Raw genomic sequence first — 19,842 nt, forward strand, 5'->3', positions numbered from 1 at the left:
GAAGACATCCAGGCAGGAACTTAACAGGGTCGCTGGCGGTTGGCGATGGGATTTGATTCTGGATTTTCCCAATATATGGGATTGATATTTATATATTGAGATTTTCCTGTGCCAAGGTTTATAGTCCGTTCCACTCACTGCCAATAAACAGAACAGGTGAAGCGGATGCAGGCGCAATTGATCGCGCTCGATTGGGGGACCACCTCACTACGGGCTTATAAAATCGCCGCCGGAGGCCAAGTGCTCGAACAGCGTTCGCTGTCGTCGGGGATCATGCAGTTGCCCTCGGGGCCGCGGACCGTGGCGGGGCAGGTCTGCAGAGACGGATTTGAATTGGCCTTCGATGAGGCGTGTGGCGACTGGCTGGACGCACAGCCGGACCTGCCTGTCATCGCCTGCGGCATGGTCGGCAGCGCCCAGGGTTGGCGCGAAGCGCCTTACTGCGGCACGCCTGCCAACGTCGCCAACCTCGGACATTCCCTGCAAACCGTTCGCAGCCTTCGCGGTGTCGATGTGCACATCGTGCCCGGCGTGATCCAGCGTTCGCGGTTGCCCAATGTCATGCGTGGTGAAGAAACCCAGGTGCTTGGCGCGCTGCATAGTTTGCCGAACGAAGCCGTACTGATCGGCCTGCCCGGCAGTCATTCGAAATGGGTGGAGGTGGTCGACGGCTGCATCGTGCATTTCGATACCTTCATGACCGGCGAAATCTTCGCCGTTCTCAGTGACCACAGCATTCTCGGACGCACTCAACAGCGTGGCGCGGCGTTCGACGGCCCGGCGTTCGATCGTGGTGTGCGGGTGGCCTTGTCTCCCGACGGTCAGGCCGGTCCGTTGTCCACCGTGTTCAGCGCCCGCAGCCTGGGGCTCACCGGTGAACTTGGCGCGAACGCCCAAGCGGACTATCTCTCCGGCCTGTTGATCGGCCATGAGCTGACGGCGCTGGCAGCGGTGCAACGTCAACGACGCAACAGCGTTCATCTGCCCGCCGTGGTGTTGATCGGCAACCCTCAACTCTGCGCCCGCTATCAACGGGCCCTCGACGCGTGCGGTTTCGCCCGGGTGACCCTGACCGAACAGGCCACCGAACGCGGGTTGTGGCAACTGGCTTTGGCGGCCGGGCTGCTCGATCGCCAAATTTGACTGGAGGTTTGACATGCTCACACAAGCACTGACGCACAACGGGCTGATCGCGATCCTACGTGGTCTGCGCCCCGGAGAGGCGGCCGCCATCGGCGAAGTCCTTTACAGCGCCGGATTTCGCGTCATCGAAGTGCCGCTCAATTCCCCCGAGCCGTACGAAAGTATCCGCATCCTGCGCAGTACCTTGCCCGCCGATTGCCTGATCGGTGCCGGCACTGTGCTGACGCCGGAGCAGGTGGAGCAGGTCAAGGCCGCTGGCGGTCAGGTGATCGTCATGCCCCACAGCGATCCGAAAGTACTGCGCGCGGCCAAAGCAGCGGGGTTGTACCTGTCCCCGGGCGTCGCCACCCCGACCGAGGCGTTTGCCGCGTTGGCCGAAGGCGCCCATATGTTGAAGATGTTTCCCGCCGAGCAGATGGGCCCGGCGGTGGTCAAGGCCTGGCTTGCGGTATTGCCGTCCGGGACCGTGCTGGTGCCGGTGGGTGGGATTACCCCGGACAACATGGCGGCGTTCGTCGAGGCGGGCGTGAAGGGCTTTGGCCTCGGTTCCGGGTTGTTCAAACCGGGCCTGACGGCCGATGAAGTGGCGGTACGCGCCAAGGCTTACGTGGCCGCGTGGAAGGCTCTGAACTAAAGATTTTTCCGGCGCTCGGCGCTGCATCCAATAAGAGAGACAACAAGATGAAAATCACCAAACTGACCACCTTTATCGTTCCGCCGCGCTGGTGCTTCCTCAAGGTCGAAACCGACGAAGGCGTGACCGGTTGGGGCGAGCCCGTGGTCGAAGGTCGTGCCCACACGGTGGCGGCTGCCGTTGAAGAATTGTCTGACTACCTGATTGGCAAAGACCCACGCAATATCGAGGACATCTGGACCGTGCTGTATCGCGGCGGCTTCTACCGCGGCGGCGCGGTGCACATGAGTGCCCTGGCCGGCATCGACCAGGCGTTGTGGGACATCAAGGGAAAGGCGCTGGGGGTGTCGGTCAGTGATTTGCTCGGTGGCCAGGTGCGGGACAAGATCCGTGTCTATTCCTGGATCGGCGGCGACCGTCCGGCAGACACCGCCCGCGCCGCGAAAGAGGCGGTAGGGCGCGGGTTCACCGCCGTGAAGATGAACGGCACCGAAGAGCTGCAATTCCTCGACACCTTTGAAAAAGTCGACCTGGCCCTCGCCAACGTTGCGGCAGTGCGCGACGCGGTGGGACCGAACGTCGGCATCGGCGTGGACTTCCACGGTCGGGTCCACAAGCCCATGGCCAAGGTGCTGATGAAGGAACTCGACCCCTACAAGCTGATGTTCATAGAAGAACCGGTGCTCAGCGAAAACTATGAAGCCCTCAAGGAGCTGGCGCCGCTGACCAGCACGCCGATTGCCTTGGGTGAGCGGTTGTTTTCCCGTTGGGATTTCAAGCGTGTGCTCAGCGAAGGCTACGTGGACATCATCCAGCCTGATGCATCCCACGCCGGCGGCATCACCGAAACCCGCAAGATCGCCAACATGGCCGAAGCCTACGACGTGGCGCTGGCATTGCATTGCCCGCTGGGCCCCATCGCCCTGGCGGCTTGCCTGCAACTGGACGCGGCCTGCTACAACGCGTTCATCCAGGAACAGAGCCTGGGCATTCACTACAACGAGAGCAACGACCTGCTGGATTACGTCAAGGATGCGCGGGTGTTCGATTACGAAAAAGGTTTCGTGAAGATCCCTAATGGCCCGGGCCTGGGCATCGAGATCAACGAGGAGTACGTCATCGAGCGTGCCGCCGTCGGACACCGCTGGCGCAATCCGATCTGGCGGCATGCCGATGGCAGTTTTGCGGAGTGGTGATTGAGGCCTGATCACACTGTGCAAGCCATGGAATCCTGTGGGAGCAAGGTGTGGGAGCAAGGCTTGCCCGCGATGCAGGCGATGCGTTTTCCAGACGGACCGCGTCATCGTTCATCGCGGGCAAGCCTTGCTCCCACAGAGGCTCGCTCCACTTTTGCCGCATTCGACAAATATAAAAAGAGGCACCTCACATGCAAGCGCACACCTTGAGCGCGCAGGCGTCGTTGGTGACGCCCAGCCGCAAGCGTTTTTTCATCATGGTCCTGCTGTTCATCACCGTCGTGATCAACTACCTGGACCGCAGCAACCTGTCCATCGCCGCCCCCGCGCTGACCAGCGACCTGGGTATCGATCCGATTCATGTCGGGCTGATCTTCTCGGCGTTCGGCTGGACCTACGCCGCCATGCAGATCCCCGGGGGCTGGCTGGTGGACCGGGTGCCGCCGCGCATTCTCTACAGCGCCGCGCTGTTGCTGTGGTCGGTGGCGACGGTAATGCTGGGTTTTGCCGCCAGTTTCATCGCATTGTTCGTGTTGCGCATGGCGGTCGGTGCGCTGGAAGCGCCGGCTTATCCGATCAACAGCCGTGTGGTCACCACTTGGTTTCCTGAACGCGAACGGGCCACGGCCATCGGCTTCTACACCTCCGGGCAGTTTGTCGGCCTGGCATTCCTGACGCCTGTGCTGGCCTGGCTGCAGCATGCGTTCGGCTGGCACATGGTGTTCGTGGCAACCGGCGCGGTGGGCATTCTCTGGGCGGTGATCTGGTACGCCGTGTACCGCGAACCCCGTGATTTCAAAGGGGCCAACGCGGGCGAAATCGAACTGATCCGCGAAGGTGGCGGGTTGGTGGATATCCAGGCCGACACGGCCAAGGCCAAGGCGAAATTCAGCTGGAGCGACCTGGGCATCGTCCTGTCCCAGCGCAAATTGTGGGGCATCTACCTGGGCCAGTTCTGCCTGAACTCCACGCTGTGGTTTTTCCTGACCTGGTTCCCGACCTACCTGGTGAAATATCGCGGCATGGATTTCATCAAGTCCGGTCTGCTCGCGTCGTTGCCATTTCTCGCGGCGTTCGTCGGCGTGCTGTGTTCCGGTTTCTTTTCCGACTGGCTGATCCGTCGTGGCACCAGCGTAGGTTTTGCACGCAAGCTGCCGATCATTGGCGGGTTGCTGATCTCCACGTCGATCATCGGTGCCAATTTTGTCGAATCGACGCCGCTGGTGATCGCTTTCCTGGCGCTGGCGTTCTTCGGTAATGGGCTGGCTTCGATCACCTGGTCGCTGGTGTCCACCTTGGCGCCGGCGCGTCTGCTCGGACTGACGGGCGGGGTGTTCAACTTCATCGGTAATCTCGCCGCCATTGCCACGCCGATTGTGATTGGTTTCCTGGCCAACGGCGATTCGTTTGCCCCGGCCATCACCTATATCGCTGTACTGGCATTGGCAGGTGCGCTGTCTTACATCCTGCTGGTGGGTAAGGTCGAGCGCATCGAGTTGTAGTCCGACGGGGCGGGCGACCATAATGCCGCCCGTTCCCCGATCACTGTTGAAGGCCGGATATGCAGCAAGACGATCCAAAAATCACCAAGGACGCAGCGCCTACAGGCACCCAGACATTGCTGCGCGGCCTGGGTGTGGTCCAGGCGGTTGCCAGCGGTGCGCGGGACTTGAAGGAGATCGCCCGGCTGATCGGCACCACCCGTAGCACCACACATCGCCTGGCTAGTTGCCTGGTGGACGAACGTTACCTGCGCGTGGTGCCGCAAGTGGGCTACCTGCTGGGGCCCAAGTTGATCGAGCTGGGTTTCCAGGCGCGCGAAGAGTTACCGCTGGTAAACCTGGCGGGGCCGTATCTGGATGAGCTGTCGGCGCTGACCGGCGACACGGTGCATCTGGCGATTCGCGAGGGCGACGAGGTCTTGTACCTGTTGAAAAATCCGGGCCGCTACGGTCCGGAGATGCGTTCCCGCGTAGGTCATCGCATGCCGTTGGCACGCACGGGGATCGGCAAGGCGCTGATGTTGGACGACACCGAGGAGCAGTGGCAAAGGTTGTTTGAAATCAGCCAGCCAGCGGCAGGGAAAAATCAGTTCTGGCCGCAGCATCAGGAGCAATCCTGGGAGCAGTTCCAGCAGCGGATGCGAGAATATGTGGCGGGAGGCTACGCGTTCGACCTGGAAGACAACGAACCCTCGATTCGCTGCGTGGCGGCGCCGATCCGCGATGCGGGCAAGCGCATCGTTGCGGGTATCAGCATTGCCAGCACCGTGCCTTACATGCCGCTGGAAAAAATGGCCGAGCTGATTCCCCTGGTCAAAGGAGTCACGGCCCGGCTGTCGGCGGAGTTGGGCGCCAAGGTCTGATTAGTGGCCTGTGTGGCTTCAGGCCTTGAGGGTCGCCATGTCGATGACGAAGCGGTATTTGACGTCGCCGGCGATCATGCGGCTGTAGGCTTCATTGATCTGACGGATGTCGAGCATCTCGATGTCGCAGCTGATGTTGTGTTCGGCGCAGAAATCCAGCACTTCCTGGGTTTCGGCGATTCCGCCAATCAACGATCCGGCCAGGACCCGACGGCCCATGATCAAATTGGCCGCATGGACCGGCGGATCGATCGGCTCGACCAGGCCTACCAGGATGTGCACACCGTCGAACCGCAGGGTGCTCAGGTACGGGTTGAGGTCGTGCTGCACCGGAATGGTGTCCAGCAGGTAGTTGAACCGACCGGCCGCGGCGGCCATCTGTTCGGCATCGGTGGACACGATCACATGGTCGGCGCCCTGGCGACGGGCTTCTTCGGCCTTGCTGGCCGAGCGGGTGAACAACGTCACTTCCGCACCCATGGCCTTGGCGAACTTGATGCCCATGTGGCCCAGTCCGCCCATGCCCAACACGCCGACCTTGTCGCCGGCTTTTACGCCAAAGTGCTTGAGGGGCGAGTAGGTGGTGATGCCGGCACAGAGAATCGGTGCGGCGCTGGCCGGGTCGAGCGCGGCCGGGATGCGCAGCACAAAATGCTCCTTGACCACGATGCTGTTGGAGTAACCGCCCATGGTGTGCCCGCCGCTGACACGATCCGGGCTGGCATAGGTTTGGGTCATGCCCTCTAAACAGAATTGTTCCAGGTCGGCGCGACAGGCATCGCATTGGCGGCAGGAGTCGACCATACAGCCGACGCCCACCAGGTCGCCAACCTTATAGCGCGTAACATTCGCACCGACGGCGGTAACCTTGCCTACGATTTCGTGGCCGGGCATCAGCGGGTAAACAGCGATGCCCCATTCGTTGCGGGCCTGGTGGATATCGGAGTGGCAGACGCCACAGTAGAGAATGTCGATTGCCACGTCGTCGGCCTGCGGGCTGCGCCGTTCGAACTTCATGGGGGCGAGGGGGGCGGTAGGCGATTGGGCGGCGTATCCGATGGCGGTGTACATAATGAACCTCGCTGAGCAGTGAACAATGAGGCGATCTATTCTGGTAGCCGTGACGACATGGGGCGATGGCGATTCCTACGGGTGTCATGCCTAATCCTCCGGCCTTGGCCGTGAATTGATCCTATGGAGTGCCAGACCTGCGATGATGTTCCTATCCCTTTTTCCGTGAAGTCTTTCCCATGTTGTTGACCCGCCATCTCGATGCCAACGCGGCGCTGGTTTCGCTGATCGAACCCTTGGCCAACCGTGACGGTTTCATCCCTACGCGATTGCCTGGCGTGCAAGTGCTGCGGTGTAGCCAGGATATTGCCCGTGGTCCGCAGCTTTACGAACCGAGCCTGGTCATCATCGCCCAGGGCAGCAAACTGGCGTACCTGGGGCCTCGCACGCTGGAATACGGCGCGGGGCATTACCTGATCCAGGCGTTGCCGGTGCCGTTCGAGTGCGAAACCTATGCCATGCCCGATGCTCCGCTGCTCGGGATTTCCGTTGCGATCGATCGGGCGATGTTGGGTGAGTTGGTGCTGGCCATGGGATTGACGCCGGGACGAAGCCTGGCAGCCCAGACGCCGGAGTCCATGACCAGCGCCGAGCTCGATGACGCCATGCGTGGCTGTGTCGAACGTCTGTTGCAGTGCTTGCACGATCCGTTGGAGTGCCAGGTCATGGGCCAGGCGCGGCTGCGGGAGCTGCTGTTCGTTGCCTTGCGCGGACCCCAGGCTGACGTATTGCGGGCATTGGTGGAACAGCATGGGCAGTTTGCCCGGATTGCCGCGGCCCTGAGTCATCTGCATGCGCATTTCACCGAGCCGTTGAACGTCGAGACATTGGCCAGTTGCGCCAACATGAGCGCGTCGACGTTTCATGAGCATTTCAAGCGCAGCACGTTGCTCTCGCCGGTGCAGTACCTCAAGCGTTTGCGTCTGCTGAAGGCGCAACGGTTGTTGCTCGTCGAAGGGTTGGGCGTGGCGCAGGTGGCGCATCAGGTGGGGTATCAGAGCTCGTCGCAGTTCAGTCGGGAGTACAAGCGTTATTTCGAGCGTAGCCCAGGGGAAGAGCGCGCGGCTTGATCCACTGAAGATCCCTGTGGGAGCGGGCTTGCTCGCGAAAGCGGCCTATCAGTCAGCCATGTTGTTACTGACATCTCGCCTTCGCGAGCAAGCCCGCTCCCACATTCCGGACTCGGTGTTTCTTGAAATAGCACGCAACAAAAAGGCCCCCATTGCGGGAGCCTCGTTGTTCAGCGAATCGGCTTACATGTTCGGGTAAGTCGGCCCACCGGCGCCTTCCGGCGTCACCCAGGTAATGTTCTGCGCCGGATCCTTGATGTCGCAGGTCTTGCAGTGCACGCAGTTCTGGGCGTTGATCTGGAAGCGCTTCTCGCCGTCTTCCTGGGTCACCACTTCGTACACGCCGGCCGGGCAGTAGCGCTGGGCCGGTTCGTCGTACAGCGGCAGGTTCTTGCCGATCGGGATGCTCGGGTCGGTCAACTTCAGGTGGCAGGGCTGTTCTTCTTCATGGTTGGTACCGGAGATGAACACCGAGCTGAGTTTGTCGAAGCTGATCTTGCCGTCCGGTTTCGGGTAGTCGATCTTTTTGCAATCGGCCGCCAGCTTGAGGCAGGCATAGTCCGGCTTGTTGTCGTGCAGGGTGAACGGCAGCTTGCCGCCGAAGATGTTCTGGTCGAGCCAGTTGAAGCCGCCGCCGATGATGGCGCCGTACTTGTGAATCGCGGCGCCGAAGTTGCGGCTGGCGAACAGCTCTTCGTGCAGCCAACTCTTCTTGAACGCGTCAACGTAAGTAGTCAGCTCTTCAGTGCCATCTTTCTCGGCGAACAGCGCTTCAGCCACCGACTCAGCGGCGAGCATGCCGGACTTCATGGCGGTGTGGCTGCCCTTGATCTTGGCGAAGTTCAGGGTGCCGAGGTCGCAGCCGATCAGCGCGCCGCCCTTGAACACCATTTTCGGCAGCGAATTGAGGCCACCCTTGCAGATGGCTCGGGCGCCGTAGCTGACGCGCTTGCCGCCTTCCAGGTACTGCTTGAGCACCGGGTGGTGCTTGAGGCGCTGGAACTCGTCGAACGGTGACAGGAAGGTGTTGCTGTAGGACAGGTCGACGATCAGGCCGACCACCACCTGGTTGTTTTCCAGGTGATAGAGGAAGGAGCCGCCGGTGTTCTCGGTGCCCATGATGTCCAGCGGCCAGCCGGCGGTGTGGACCACCAGGCCGGGTTGGTGTTTGGCCGGGTCGATTTCCCAGATTTCCTTCAGGCCGATGCCGTAGTGCTGGGCGTCGGCCTCGCTGTCCAGGTTGAAACGCTTGATCAACTGCTTGCCGATGTGGCCACGGCAGCCTTCGGCGAACAGCGTGTACTTGGCGCGCAATTCCATGCCAGGGGTGTACAGGCCTTCCTTCGGATGGCCTTCGCGGTCGACCCCCAGGTCGCCGGTGATGATCCCGCGGACCACGCCGTTCTCGTCGAACAGCGCTTCCTGGGCGGCGAACCCCGGGTAGATTTCCACGCCCAGGTTCTCGGCCTGCTGGGCCAGCCAGCGGCACAGGTTGCCCAGGGAAATAATATAGTTGCCTTCGTTGTGCATGGTCTTGGGCACGAAGAAGTCAGGGATTTTGCTCGCGGTGTCGGCGTTTCTCAGGACATAAATGTCATCGCGCTTGACGGGCGTGTTCAGCGGCGCACCCAGTTCTTTCCAGTCCGGGAACAGCTCGTTCAGGGCGCGGGGTTCGAACACGGCGCCGGAGAGGATGTGCGCACCGACTTCCGAACCTTTTTCGACCACGCAGACGCTGATTTCCTTACCGGCTTCGGTGGCCTTCTGTTTCAGTCGGCAAGCGGCAGACAGGCCAGCGGGGCCGGCACCGACGATGACCACGTCGAATTCCATGTATTCGCGTTCCACAGGCTATCTCCTACTCAAGGCTCAGCGGTTTTTTCTAATTGGAGGTTTGGCGTTGCATCCATTGTTTCCTTCACCGCAGCGACGAAAGCGACAATGGATGACCCGCGATTCTCTCTTGGGGGCGCATTATATCTACACCACTCTCAGGGTCCAATACAAACGTTTGTTTGAAATCGCTGGAGGCCCGGTAAATCACTGACGTACGGCTTATGACTGGCTATTTTGCCGTATTGACCGGAATAGGTGTTCCGGTCAAGATACGGGCGGTTTTGCGCTCGCCGTAGGCTGACTGTTGGTTTCAAGAGCACCTCTAAAGACAGGGCGAAGGCAGCACAAAGTGACGTAACGCGTGGTTCGGACGCGCAGTTTACACGCCGCGATAATGAATGACTCATCGGTCACCACTGACGAACGGTCTTCACTCCCGTGAGCAAGTCATGTGTGGTTCATGCCGGCGTTTTTAGAGGTGCCCTTGCGCCCATGAGCATCAACCGCCAGGTTCGCCTAGGCGACTTTCTATTCACCGGAGAGTAACGAGGAATCCATGAAGGTTCTTGTAGCTGTCAAACGAGTGGTCGACTATAACGTCAAGGTTCGCGTCAAGGCGGACAACTCCGGCGTCGACCTCGCCAACGTCAAGATGTCGATGAACCCTTTCTGCGAAATCGCCGTAGAAGAAGCCGTACGCCTGAAAGAAAAAGGCGTGGCGACTGAGATCGTCGTTGTCTCCATCGGTCCGACCACTGCCCAGGAGCAACTGCGCACCGCGCTGGCGCTGGGTGCCGATCGCGCCATCCTCGTCGAATCCGCCGAAGACCTGACTTCCCTGGCCGTGGCCAAGCTGCTCAAGGCCGTCGTCGATAAGGAACAGCCACAGCTGGTGATCCTCGGCAAGCAGGCCATCGACAGCGACAACAACCAGACCGGCCAGATGCTCGCTGCATTGAGCGGCTACGGTCAGGGTACCTTCGCATCGAAAGTCGAAGTGTCCGGCGACAGCGTTGCCGTGACCCGTGAAATCGATGGCGGTGCGCAGACCGTTTCCCTGAAGCTGCCGGCCATCGTCACCACCGACCTGCGTTTGAACGAGCCGCGCTATGCGTCTCTGCCAAACATCATGAAAGCCAAGAAGAAGCCGCTTGAAGTGCTGACGCCTGACGCTTTGGGCGTTTCCACCGCTTCCACCAACAAGACCATCAAAGTCGAAGCGCCGGCTGCACGCAGCGCGGGTATCAAGGTCAAGTCGGTGGCTGAACTGGTCGAGAAACTGAAAAACGAAGCGAAGGTGATCTGATCATGACTATCCTCGTAATCGCCGAACACGATAACAAAGCGCTGGCTCCAGCCACGCTGAACACCGTTGCTGCCGCTGCCAAGATCGGTGGCGACATCCACGTGCTGGTGGCCGGGCAGGGCGCTGGCGCCGTTGCCGAAGCATCCGCGAAAATCGCTGGCGTGGCTAAAGTGCTGTCCGCTGACAACGCCGCCTATGCGCACCAGTTGCCGGAAAACGTTGCGCCGCTGGTCGCTGAGCTGGGCAAGGGCTACAGCCACATCCTGGCTGCCGCCACGTCCAACGGCAAGAACATCCTGCCACGGGTTGCCGCTGCGCTGGACGTCGACCAGATCTCCGAGATCATCTCGGTGGAAAGCGCCGACACCTTCAAGCGCCCGATCTACGCCGGTAACGCCATCGCGACCGTGCAGTCGACCGCTTCGGTCAAGGTCATCACCGTGCGTGCCACCGGTTTCGACCCGGTTGCCGCCGAAGGTGGCTCGGCTGCCGTTGAGGCCGTAGGCGCTGCCCACGACGCGGGCATTTCCAGTTTCGTCAACGAAGAACTGGCCAAGTCCGACCGTCCTGAACTGACCGCTGCCAAGATCGTCGTTTCCGGCGGCCGCGGCATGCAGAACGGTGACAACTTCAAACACCTGTACGCCCTGGCCGACAAGCTGGGCGCTGCTGTCGGCGCTTCCCGCGCGGCGGTCGACGCCGGTTTCGTACCCAACGACATGCAGGTCGGCCAGACCGGCAAGATCGTTGCGCCACAGCTGTACATCGCCGTTGGTATCTCCGGCGCGATCCAGCACCTGGCCGGTATGAAGGACTCCAAGGTGATCGTTGCGATCAACAAGGACGAAGAGGCGCCGATTTTCCAGGTGGCCGACTACGGCCTGGTAGCGGACCTGTTCGAAGCTGTTCCCGAGTTGGAGAAGCTGGTCTAATCCGGCATCTTCACTTATAAAGAGCCCGGCCTTTTGGCCGGGTTTTTTATTTTCGCACTGTCCGCTTTCAAGGGAGCGCATCGCCATGGAGCTTCGCCATTTGGCCAGTTGGTCGTTGTCATGGGTACTGGCATGCCTGCCCTCGGTGTCTGTCGCCGCCGGCAAGTGCGAGCGACTGATCGCCACCGGCAGTCCGGATGCGCCGCCTTACCTCTGGCAAGATCCCCAGGATCCCAAGCACTTGATCGGCGCCGGTGCCGACCTGCTGACACAAGTGGCAGGAGAGTTGGGCATCAAGGTCGAATTGCTCTACGCGGGCAAGCGTGCCCAGGCGCTGGAGGAGGTGCGCAGCGGGCGCATGGACCTGCTCACCGATGCTCCGCTGACCCCGACCGGACTTGATTCCCTGGACTACGTCCATCCGCCCTTGTTGGAAAACGACTACTTGGTCTGGACCCGCAAGGGGTCGACACTGGTCGTCAATCGCCCAGAGGACCTTCACGGGCATCCCGGTGCGTTGTCGGAAAAAGCTCGGATGACCCAGGGATTCAGCACTTTTGCAGAGAAGCAATTGTCCCTGACCCGTACCGCCAACTTAACCCAGGCCTTTCAGAAACTGCTGCTGGGAGAGGTTGAATATGTCCTGGCGGGTCGCTATTCGGGCCTGGCGATGGCGCAGACACTGGGCATGGCGAATGATCTACAGGCCACAGCGCAACCGGTGGACAAACCGGGTCTGTTCCTCGCGGTTTCCCATAACTCCGCCTGCAATGAGCCATGGTTACGCGGACAGCTGGCGCAAAAGATGACAGAATTGGCCGCGTCCGGCCTGACTGAGGCTGTGTTGCAGCGCAATCTCGAGCGTTGGAACATGCAGTCGCAGCCATCTGTCAGTGCCCCAAAACAGTAGGGAATATTAGTGATTATTCGACCTCTTTTCGCTGCCCTGGCCGTTCTGGCTCTGGCGGGCTGCGCGGCCGATCCGGCGCCGAATGAACAGATCCGCCTGACCGAACAGGCACTGGAACAAGCCCGGGCGGTGGGAGCCACCGCCGACGAAGTGCCCGAGCTGAAACTGGCCGAAGAAAAGTTCGCCAGGGCCAAGGGCAACATGGCCGATGAGTCGTACAAAAAGGCCCGCATGCGTGCCGAGCAGGCCGAGCTGGATGCCCGCCTGGCTGAAGCGAAGGTGCTGACCCTCAAGAGCCAGGAGCAAGTGAGCGTGCTCGAAACCCGCATCGCACGCTTGCGTAAACAGCTGAGGGAGGATGCCCAATGAAGCACTCCCGTATCGTTGGCGGTCTGGTCCTGCTGGGGTTGGCCAGTTTGTATGGTTGTGCGGGGCAACGCAGCGAGGCAGCGCTGGAAAAAGCCAGCGACGACTTCCAGAAGGTCAAGGAAGACTCCAACGTGTTACGTGCCGCACCCAAGGACGTGATACGTGCCGGTGAATCGCTGGCCCGTGCCGACCGGCTGTCCACGTACTGGGGCACTGGCGAAGATGTGCTGCATTACGCTTACCTCAGCCAGCGCTACAGTGAAATCGCCCGGGAGCACAGCAATCAGGTGCTCAACGAGGAACGCGCGACGAAACTCGAGCTGGAGCGCCAGCGCCTGCAATTGGCCTTGCGCGAGTCCAAGCTGCTCAGCGTCCAGCAGCAAGGCAAATGGCTGGAAGAGCAGATCAAGGAAATGGCGACGACCCAGACCGATCGCGGCCTGGTGATGACGCTCGGTGACGTCCTGTTCGACACTGGCGAAGCTGAACTCAAGAGTTCGGCCAACCGGCTCGTGCTCAAGATCGTGCAGTTCCTGCAGCTCAATCCCAAGCGCGTGGTGCGCATCGAAGGCTATACCGACAGCACCGGCGGCAAGCAGGAAAATCTGAAGTTGTCCCGTGACCGCGCACAGGCGGTGGCGGACGTGCTGGTGGACCTGGGGATCGATGAGAAACGCATCCAGGTCGAAGGCTACGGCGATCAGTTCCCGGTGGACGTCAACGCCACCGAGCGTGGTCGGGCGCAAAACCGTCGCGTAGAGATCGTGTTCTCCGACGAAAAGGGCCAGCTCGGCGCTGCCCGCTGAGGGGCGTCACTGGAAAACCCGGCCCCTGCAATGGCGCCGGGTTTTTTTGAGCCTGTGGATCGCATCATGAGAACAGTTGGGGCTGTCACTCCACTGTACTGTCGAGTAATCTGGCAACTGTCCCAGTACACTTCTAAACTGTTCCGGTATCGTTGCTCATAAGAATAAAATGCCCGTGAAATCGAGTGCTGCGCCATGACCAATCTCTTGCTCTATCAACGTATTGCACAGCAACTGGCCGAAGACATCCGCCGGGGTGTTTACCAGCCCGGTGAACGCGTGCCTTCGGTGCGCAAGATGAGTTCGCAGCTCAACGTCAGCCATGCGACGGTGCTACAGGCTTATGCCAATCTTGAAGACCAGGGATTGATCCGGGCGCGCCCACAATCAGGCTATTACGTGCACCAGACGCCCGCGCTCACGGCGTCGACCCCGGACATCGCTCGGGTGGAGCGTCCGGGTCTGGTGACCCGCAGCAGTATCATCCAGCAGGTGCTGGTCGAATCGCGGCGCGAAGGGGTGTTTCCACTGGGGGCCGCGGTACCCAGCGTCGACTATTTGCCTGTACGGGCGCTGCATCAACAGCTGGCCAAGGTTACGCGCTTTCACAGTCCTCGGGCGTTCAGCTACATGTTCAGCCCGGGCTTCGAGCCGTTGCGTCGTCAGGTGGCAATCCGCATGCGCGATGCCGGTGTGGTGGTCGACCCCTCTGAAGTGGTGATCACCCACGGCTGTGTCGATGCGCTGCAAATGTCCCTGCGGGTCCTGACCCGGCCAGGGGATCTGATCGCCGCCGAGTCACCCACCTACTATGGCTTGTTGCAACTGGCGGATCTGCTGGGCCTCAAGGTCATCGAGATTCCGAGCGACCCGGTGACTGGTATGAGTCTGGAAGCCCTTCAACTGGCGGCCAACCAGTGGTCGATCAAGGCGTTGGTGCTGACCACCCGCTTGAGCAACCCCCTTGGCGGTACCATGCCTGAAGAGCGGCAGAAACACCTGCTGCGCCTGGCGTCGGACTTCGACATCCAGATCGTCGAGGACGACATTTATGGCGAATTGATGTTCGAGCAGGGGCGTACCAAGGCACTCAAGGCTTACGACCGGCTGGACCGGGTCATCTACTGTTCGAGTTTTTCCAAGACCTTGTCGCCGGGCGTACGCATCGGTTGGATGATTGCCGGAAAGTTCCAGCAGGAGATCCAGCGGCTCCAGACCTTCAGTACTCACTCGGCCTGCAGCGTCACGCAGATGGGGATTGCTGCTTATCTGGAAAACGGTGGCTATGACCGCCACCTTCGCTACATCCGCCAGGAATACCGCAAGAACCTCAGTGCCTTCCAGTTGGCTGTGCAGCAACATTTTCCCGAGGGCACGCAGATGAGCCGTCCCACCGGAGGGTTCATTCTGTGGGTCAGCCTGCCGGGGCGGGTCAATACCCAGGAACTGCATGTCCGGGCGCTGCAGCAAGGCATCAGCATTGCGCCGGGGTTGATCTTCAGTAACACCGAGCAGTTCAACCACTGCATCCGCCTGAACTGTGGCATACCCTGGAATCGCGAGGCGGAACGGGCCTTGATGACGTTGGGGCTGCTCGCCACGCAGTTGTGCCAGGAAACGACCGGTGGTTTCTTTTAGGCTTTACGCAATCGTTCAAAGATCAGCGTATTGAGTTGATGTGCTTGTCAGCGCCCTGATATCGGGCGAGCATGTGGTTCTCTGTCATAACTGCCAGTGTATTTATGAAAGTCATTGCTCCTGCTGCCTGGATTTTGATCGGCCTGTTGACTGCCTTCCATGCCGAGGGCGTCCTGGCTGCTTCGACGCAGGAGAAACCGACCGCCAGCGACACGAAAAAGGTGTCGAAAAAAACAGCGGCGGTGAAACAGGCTCCGGCCAAAAAAGCAGCGTCTACGACGAAGAAACGACCCCCCATCGCTTCCAAGACCAAGTCGGCCCGGGAAGTTGCCAAGACGCCTTTGCCACCGGCCAGGCTGGACCTGAGCCTGCCTCATGAAATGGTCGAGGAGCTCGAGCCGCCGGGAAAAGTCCCTCTACCCAAGCGTGAGCCCTTGCTGCCGTCGATGTTCGAAGGGAAGCCCGGTCCGTTCCAGCTCAATGGTCGCCTGCTCAGTAACGAAATGCAGCTGCCGTTGCGTAATCAGGAACGTAATGAGGTCGAAGGGGCCGCGTTGGACTTCGAATTCAAACAATGACCTCTGGCGAGCTGTCGCTGACTGTCCGGTCATCCTCATCGAGCAAAAAAACGCGTCCGCGGTAATTTAAAACGAGCGTTTTAGCCGTTACTCTGTGTTGCGTTATTTATCCGTTTCCTGTCGTGAGGATGTTGACGTCATGAAATGCCGCGAAGGCTGTGGCGCCTGTTGCATTGCCCCTTCCATCAGCTCGTCGATTCCCGGCATGCCCCAGGGCAAGCCTGCCGGCGAACGTTGCGTGCAATTGTCAGTCGATAACCTGTGCCAGATCTTCGGGCAGCCGGAACGTCCAGCGGTGTGTTCGGGATTTGCGGCCGATATCGAAGTCTGCGGCAACAGCCGTGAAGAAGCCATCCGACTCCTTGGGTGGTGGGAACAGGTCACCGCAGCGTAACGGGGGATGGGTCTGAAAGATCCGCCATGATGAAGAAACTTAACGAACGGACTTGAACAATAAGGAAAACACTATGGGTTCGCTGCATCGTATGGCTGTGTCGTGTGGTCTGGTCGTTCTGTTGGCGACGGCAAACGCCCAGGCCGAAGACTGGAAAGTCGCCAAGGAGCAGGACGGCATCAAGGTTTCCCTCAGTGAAGTGGCCGGTTCCAAATACAAGGCTTACCGTGGCGTGACCGTCATGAAAACCTCCCTGGCCAAATTGCGCGCCCTTCAGGAAGACGTTCCGGGTGCCTGTGCCTGGATTCATGAATGTAACACCCAGGAACTGATCAAGCATGAAGGTGACAAGAGCTGGACCTATACCCAGTTCAACACGCCGTGGCCGGTCACACCCCGGGACTCTGTGCTGGAGGTCACTACCGTTGAAGGCACCGATGGCAGCCTGACCCGGAAGCTCAAGGGCGTACCGACTTATTTGCCTGAGAAAAAAGGTTTTGTACGGGTGACCCGGGTCGATGGCTTCTGGAAATTCACGCCCAAGGGCCCCGATCAGGTTGAGGTGATCTATCAGGTCCACACCGAGCCTGGTGGTGATGTACCGTCCTGGCTGGCCAACAAATTCGTGGTGGACGCGCCATTCAACACCTTGAAAGCCTTGAGAGAGCGTGCCGAAAAGTAATCGGCATGGCTTGGTGAAGAAGACCGCCCGTGAGGCGGTCTTTTCATGTGTACCGTTCAGTGACTCAGCGGAACGATTATTCCGCCGCCAATGTCGAGATAGAGGTAAGCCCGGCCATGAATTGATCGAGGAGACAGCAATGCAAAAGTGGGAAATCACTTTCGTTGATGACCACGGCGATGCCATCGCCGAGCAGTTCGACTATGACCAGGAGCCCACCATGGAGCAGGCGGCACATTTGATTCGCGAAAGATTGCTTCCGGTGTCCGCCAAGCTGGATCTCAATGATCTGGAAGGACGCACCGAGGAGCCGACGGTCAAGAACCTCAAATCCCAACACGCCATCGAAATCATCCGCATTAAACCGATTTCATGAAGTCATGGCCTGGCCCCGCTTGGCAGTGGCGATGACTTGCGGCTACTCTGCACTTGAGATCAGCGAAAGGATCGCCAAGGTCCGGTCTTGTCAGCTACATGCTTGTGTCCCGACGGTCAGTTGATGCCGTATTGCTTGCAATCCACGGGTTGCCTGCGCGGGAAGACGGAAAGTCTATCCATCGATTTGAGGAGGACGTTTCATGAGCACAGCCTATCAAGAAGACATCAGCACCCGCGTATTGCGCCGCATGAAAGAAGGCGGGTTCGATTTCTCACAATTCCATCCCATCGAGTTCTACGCCATTTTCCCGGATGAGGAGCGGGCGCGCAGGGCGGCGGGTCATTTTCGGGGTGAGTCATTGAATGCACAGATCAGTGCACGGGACGACGGTGCGTGGTCATTGGAATTAAGCCGGGTAATGTACGCCACTTACGATGACATTGGCGACTTCGAGCAAGACTTCGAAGCGGTGGTGGAGCCGTTGGGAGGCGTCATTGAAGGTTGGGGCGTCAAACAGGAGATCCGGCGCTTGCAGGCCTGACATCTCGCGCTTGGCAACCGACAACGGCTGACTTTTGGGTTGGCCGTTTTCACTTGGAGGTCATATGAGGCTTTCGATCAGCCACGAAACGGCCTATCACTATGAAAACCAGGTTCGCGCAAGCATCCAATACCTGCGCCTGACGCCCCACGACAGCGAGCGCCAGCAGGTCTTGAGCTGGCAGCTCGATTTGCCTCGACCCGCACGGGCCCAGGTAGACCCCTTCGGCAACATTCTTCATGTACTCACCCTGGAAGAGCCTCACGAAACGGTCATTGTCGGCGCCCGTGGCCAAGTCGATATCGACCCGTTGCGCGAGGCCGAGCACGAGGCCCCGTCGGCGCTGCCGTTCCTGCGGTTCACCCGCCTGACCGAAGCGGACGAGGCCCTGAGCACCTTCGCTCGCGGGCAATGCGGGCATCGACGCGACCGTACGGCGTTGATCGATCTGATGCACGGGCTGAACGCGCACATGGCCTACGCGCCGGGCTCCGCCGAAATCGAGACCAGCGCAGCCCAGGCATTCGCCAGCCGCAGCGGGGTGTGCCAGGACCACACTCATGCGTTCCTGGCCTGCGCCCGCAGCCTGGGCGTACCGGCGCGCTATGTGTCGGGCTACGTCTACAGCGAAGGCAGCGAGCACCTGACCAGCCATGCCTGGGCAGAAGCCTGGCTCGACGGCGCCTGGTACAGTTTCGATGTGACCCATCAACTGGCCCGCCCCGAGCGGCACCTTAAGCTGGCCGTCGGCCTGGATTACCTGGATGCCTGCCCGATACGCGGCCTGCGTCGTGGCGGTGGGTGTGAGCAGATGCGCGCCAAGGTGGTAGTGGCACCGGCAACGGTGATCACCTTGCAGCAACAGTAACGCAGCACCTGCCCGGCCTGGAGGCGTGTCAACCTGACCTGGGCCTACTGGCCTGAAGGCTGTTTGCGTCCCGCCATGTGCTTGAGATACCCGACCAGCAGATCCAGCTCCGAGTCCGGCAGCACGCTCGCCGAGAACCCCGGCATTTTTCCCTGGGGCCAGCGACGTAAGCTTTGTGGATCGCGGATATAACGCTTGAGGAAATCCCCTGCAAAGTATTCGGTGGGGTTGAAGGGGATATTCAGATCCGGGCCAAACTGTGCATCACCCGCGCCATTGAGGCGATGGCATGCCAGGCAGTTTTTCTGGAACAGTTCGAAGCCTTTGTTGATGGGATCGTCCTTGGCCAACGCAGGTGCCGGCAGCAGGGCAGGGAAGCGTTCGGCCACCGCTGACAGGCGCTTGATGCTCGCCACTGCGTAGGGCCATTGCTCAGGGCTGATATGGCCTGCCTGTGGATCTGTCCAGACCAGGTAAAAAGGCCCGGCGCTGTGCTTGCCCTCACCCAGCGCAGGCCAGGGGTTGGCCGGGTCTTCGATCGCCAGCCAGGCTCTCGCGCCGCTCTTGTTGAGCAACGGCGCGGCGGGCAGTTCAGCGGCGAAGCCGTCCAACGCCACGGCTTGCAGATGGTCCTCAGGCTTCACCTCGGTCAACAACGCCGTCAAGGGCACGGCGCGATAGGTCATCGCTTTCTTGTAGGAAACATCATCAGTGATCCGGACCGTTTGGGCCTGCGGATGCTTGAGCAGTTCTTCGGTTTGCCAGGTGCGCGTATTCGCGCCCAGTTCCAGCGTCAGCTGGGCGGCGTACAAGGGCGTGCCGAGCAGCAACGCCCCGAGCATGATAAGAGCCTTCAATGGATCGCCTTCCATGTCGAGTGGGTGCGCAAAGGTTGGCACAGCCACTGTGGCCCTAACAACGAGCCCGTCGCTTTTTTTAACGAGGCAACACAGTATCGAGGCAGCTACCCGCGTATGGATTCAGCCGATCACCTTGGGGATGTTCGGGAGAATCAACAGTAGCGTTGTGGCGAAGAGAATGAGTCCGGCTTGACGAACTTTCGAATGTTTGAACATGGCTGACCCGCCTTTTTTGTTATTTCCTGAGCCAGCCTGCGTCACTCC

General features: G+C 60.2%; 21 protein-coding genes. 18 read left to right on the forward strand and 3 right to left on the reverse strand.

All coding sequences use genetic code 11. The features are described 5' to 3' along the window. Positions 1 to 165 precede the first annotated feature (165 nt). The 5 genes from LCU97_RS19340 to LCU97_RS19360 all read left to right on the forward strand — a co-directional run bounded on the left by LCU97_RS19340 (position 166) and on the right by LCU97_RS19360 (position 5,338). Positions 166 to 1,143: a 2-dehydro-3-deoxygalactonokinase gene (locus LCU97_RS19340; RefSeq protein WP_232777497.1), complete on the forward strand. Its 978-nt coding sequence runs from the start codon at positions 166 to 168 to the stop codon at positions 1,141 to 1,143. A 13-nt stretch (positions 1,144 to 1,156) separates the two neighbouring features. Further along, positions 1,157 to 1,777 (forward strand): 2-dehydro-3-deoxy-6-phosphogalactonate aldolase, encoded by a 621-nt coding sequence (locus LCU97_RS19345; RefSeq protein ID WP_232777498.1) that lies wholly within the window; start codon positions 1,157 to 1,159, stop codon positions 1,775 to 1,777. 47 nt (positions 1,778 to 1,824) lie between these two features. After that, on the forward strand, positions 1,825 to 2,973 hold the full coding sequence (gene dgoD, locus LCU97_RS19350) for a galactonate dehydratase (protein WP_053150238.1): 1,149 nt from the start codon (positions 1,825 to 1,827) through the stop codon (positions 2,971 to 2,973). A gap of 191 nt (positions 2,974 to 3,164) precedes the next feature. After that, positions 3,165 to 4,475 carry an MFS transporter gene (locus LCU97_RS19355; RefSeq protein WP_053150243.1) on the forward strand — a complete coding sequence of 437 codons (1,311 nt, stop codon included), beginning with the start codon at positions 3,165 to 3,167 and terminating at the stop codon, positions 4,473 to 4,475. Between the two features lie 59 nt (positions 4,476 to 4,534). Then, complete coding sequence (locus tag LCU97_RS19360; protein ID WP_053150246.1) at positions 4,535 to 5,338, forward strand: IclR family transcriptional regulator; 804 nt, start codon at positions 4,535 to 4,537, stop codon at positions 5,336 to 5,338. A gap of 18 nt (positions 5,339 to 5,356) precedes the next feature. Here LCU97_RS19360 and LCU97_RS19365 read toward each other — a convergent pair whose 3' ends face one another. Beyond that, positions 5,357 to 6,409, reverse strand: coding sequence for an NAD(P)-dependent alcohol dehydrogenase (locus tag LCU97_RS19365; protein ID WP_053150249.1), 1,053 nt, complete (start codon positions 6,407 to 6,409; stop codon positions 5,357 to 5,359). A 179-nt stretch (positions 6,410 to 6,588) separates the two neighbouring features. Between LCU97_RS19365 and LCU97_RS19370 the strand changes: the two genes are divergently transcribed. Continuing rightward, positions 6,589 to 7,479 (forward strand): AraC family transcriptional regulator, encoded by an 891-nt coding sequence (locus LCU97_RS19370; RefSeq protein ID WP_053150252.1) that lies wholly within the window; start codon positions 6,589 to 6,591, stop codon positions 7,477 to 7,479. 183 nt (positions 7,480 to 7,662) lie between these two features. On the opposite strand, the gene LCU97_RS19375 is transcribed toward LCU97_RS19370, so the two are convergent. Next, on the reverse strand, positions 7,663 to 9,327 hold the full coding sequence (locus tag LCU97_RS19375; RefSeq protein ID WP_232777499.1) for an electron transfer flavoprotein-ubiquinone oxidoreductase: 1,665 nt from the start codon (positions 9,325 to 9,327) through the stop codon (positions 7,663 to 7,665). Positions 9,328 to 9,871: 544 nt separating this feature from the next. On the opposite strand from LCU97_RS19375, the gene LCU97_RS19380 reads away from it, so the two are divergent. The 12 genes from LCU97_RS19380 to LCU97_RS19435 all read left to right on the forward strand — a co-directional run bounded on the left by LCU97_RS19380 (position 9,872) and on the right by LCU97_RS19435 (position 18,718). Then, a complete protein-coding gene (locus LCU97_RS19380; protein ID WP_123345866.1) occupies positions 9,872 to 10,621 on the forward strand; it encodes an electron transfer flavoprotein subunit beta/FixA family protein in 750 nt (249 codons plus the stop codon). Positions 10,622 to 10,623: 2 nt separating this feature from the next. Next, a complete protein-coding gene (locus LCU97_RS19385) occupies positions 10,624 to 11,553 on the forward strand; it encodes an electron transfer flavoprotein subunit alpha/FixB family protein (RefSeq protein WP_232777500.1) in 930 nt (309 codons plus the stop codon). A gap of 85 nt (positions 11,554 to 11,638) precedes the next feature. Beyond that, complete coding sequence (locus LCU97_RS19390; RefSeq protein ID WP_053150263.1) at positions 11,639 to 12,463, forward strand: substrate-binding periplasmic protein; 825 nt, start codon at positions 11,639 to 11,641, stop codon at positions 12,461 to 12,463. 9 nt (positions 12,464 to 12,472) lie between these two features. Continuing rightward, complete coding sequence (locus LCU97_RS19395) at positions 12,473 to 12,832, forward strand: DUF4398 domain-containing protein (RefSeq protein WP_053150265.1); 360 nt, start codon at positions 12,473 to 12,475, stop codon at positions 12,830 to 12,832. After that, entirely contained in the window at positions 12,829 to 13,638 is an 810-nt protein-coding gene (locus tag LCU97_RS19400) for an OmpA family protein (RefSeq protein WP_053150268.1), read from the forward strand. Before LCU97_RS19395 ends, LCU97_RS19400 begins: the two co-directional genes overlap by 4 nt. A 195-nt stretch (positions 13,639 to 13,833) precedes the next feature. Next, positions 13,834 to 15,276: an aminotransferase-like domain-containing protein gene (locus tag LCU97_RS19405; protein WP_053150272.1), complete on the forward strand. Its 1,443-nt coding sequence runs from the start codon at positions 13,834 to 13,836 to the stop codon at positions 15,274 to 15,276. A 104-nt stretch (positions 15,277 to 15,380) separates the two neighbouring features. Then, on the forward strand, positions 15,381 to 15,854 hold the full coding sequence (locus LCU97_RS19410) for a hypothetical protein (RefSeq protein ID WP_053150276.1): 474 nt from the start codon (positions 15,381 to 15,383) through the stop codon (positions 15,852 to 15,854). A 139-nt stretch (positions 15,855 to 15,993) separates the two neighbouring features. Continuing rightward, positions 15,994 to 16,248: a YkgJ family cysteine cluster protein gene (locus tag LCU97_RS19415; RefSeq protein WP_053150279.1), complete on the forward strand. Its 255-nt coding sequence runs from the start codon at positions 15,994 to 15,996 to the stop codon at positions 16,246 to 16,248. Positions 16,249 to 16,321: 73 nt separating this feature from the next. Further along, a complete protein-coding gene (locus LCU97_RS19420) occupies positions 16,322 to 16,930 on the forward strand; it encodes an START domain-containing protein (RefSeq protein ID WP_232777501.1) in 609 nt (202 codons plus the stop codon). 139 nt (positions 16,931 to 17,069) lie between these two features. Then, positions 17,070 to 17,306: a hypothetical protein gene (locus tag LCU97_RS19425; RefSeq protein WP_053150286.1), complete on the forward strand. Its 237-nt coding sequence runs from the start codon at positions 17,070 to 17,072 to the stop codon at positions 17,304 to 17,306. 202 nt (positions 17,307 to 17,508) lie between these two features. Then, complete coding sequence (locus LCU97_RS19430) at positions 17,509 to 17,850, forward strand: ribonuclease E inhibitor RraB (RefSeq protein ID WP_053150289.1); 342 nt, start codon at positions 17,509 to 17,511, stop codon at positions 17,848 to 17,850. Positions 17,851 to 17,914: 64 nt separating this feature from the next. Then, a complete protein-coding gene (locus tag LCU97_RS19435) occupies positions 17,915 to 18,718 on the forward strand; it encodes a transglutaminase family protein (RefSeq protein WP_053150292.1) in 804 nt (267 codons plus the stop codon). 44 nt (positions 18,719 to 18,762) lie between these two features. Here LCU97_RS19435 and LCU97_RS19440 read toward each other — a convergent pair whose 3' ends face one another. Further along, positions 18,763 to 19,590: a c-type cytochrome gene (locus LCU97_RS19440; RefSeq protein WP_053150295.1), complete on the reverse strand. Its 828-nt coding sequence runs from the start codon at positions 19,588 to 19,590 to the stop codon at positions 18,763 to 18,765. Positions 19,591 to 19,842 lie beyond the last annotated feature (252 nt).

The sequence above is a fragment of the Pseudomonas uvaldensis genome, assembly GCF_021271205.1.
GTDB lineage: Bacteria > Pseudomonadota > Gammaproteobacteria > Pseudomonadales > Pseudomonadaceae > Aquipseudomonas > Aquipseudomonas uvaldensis.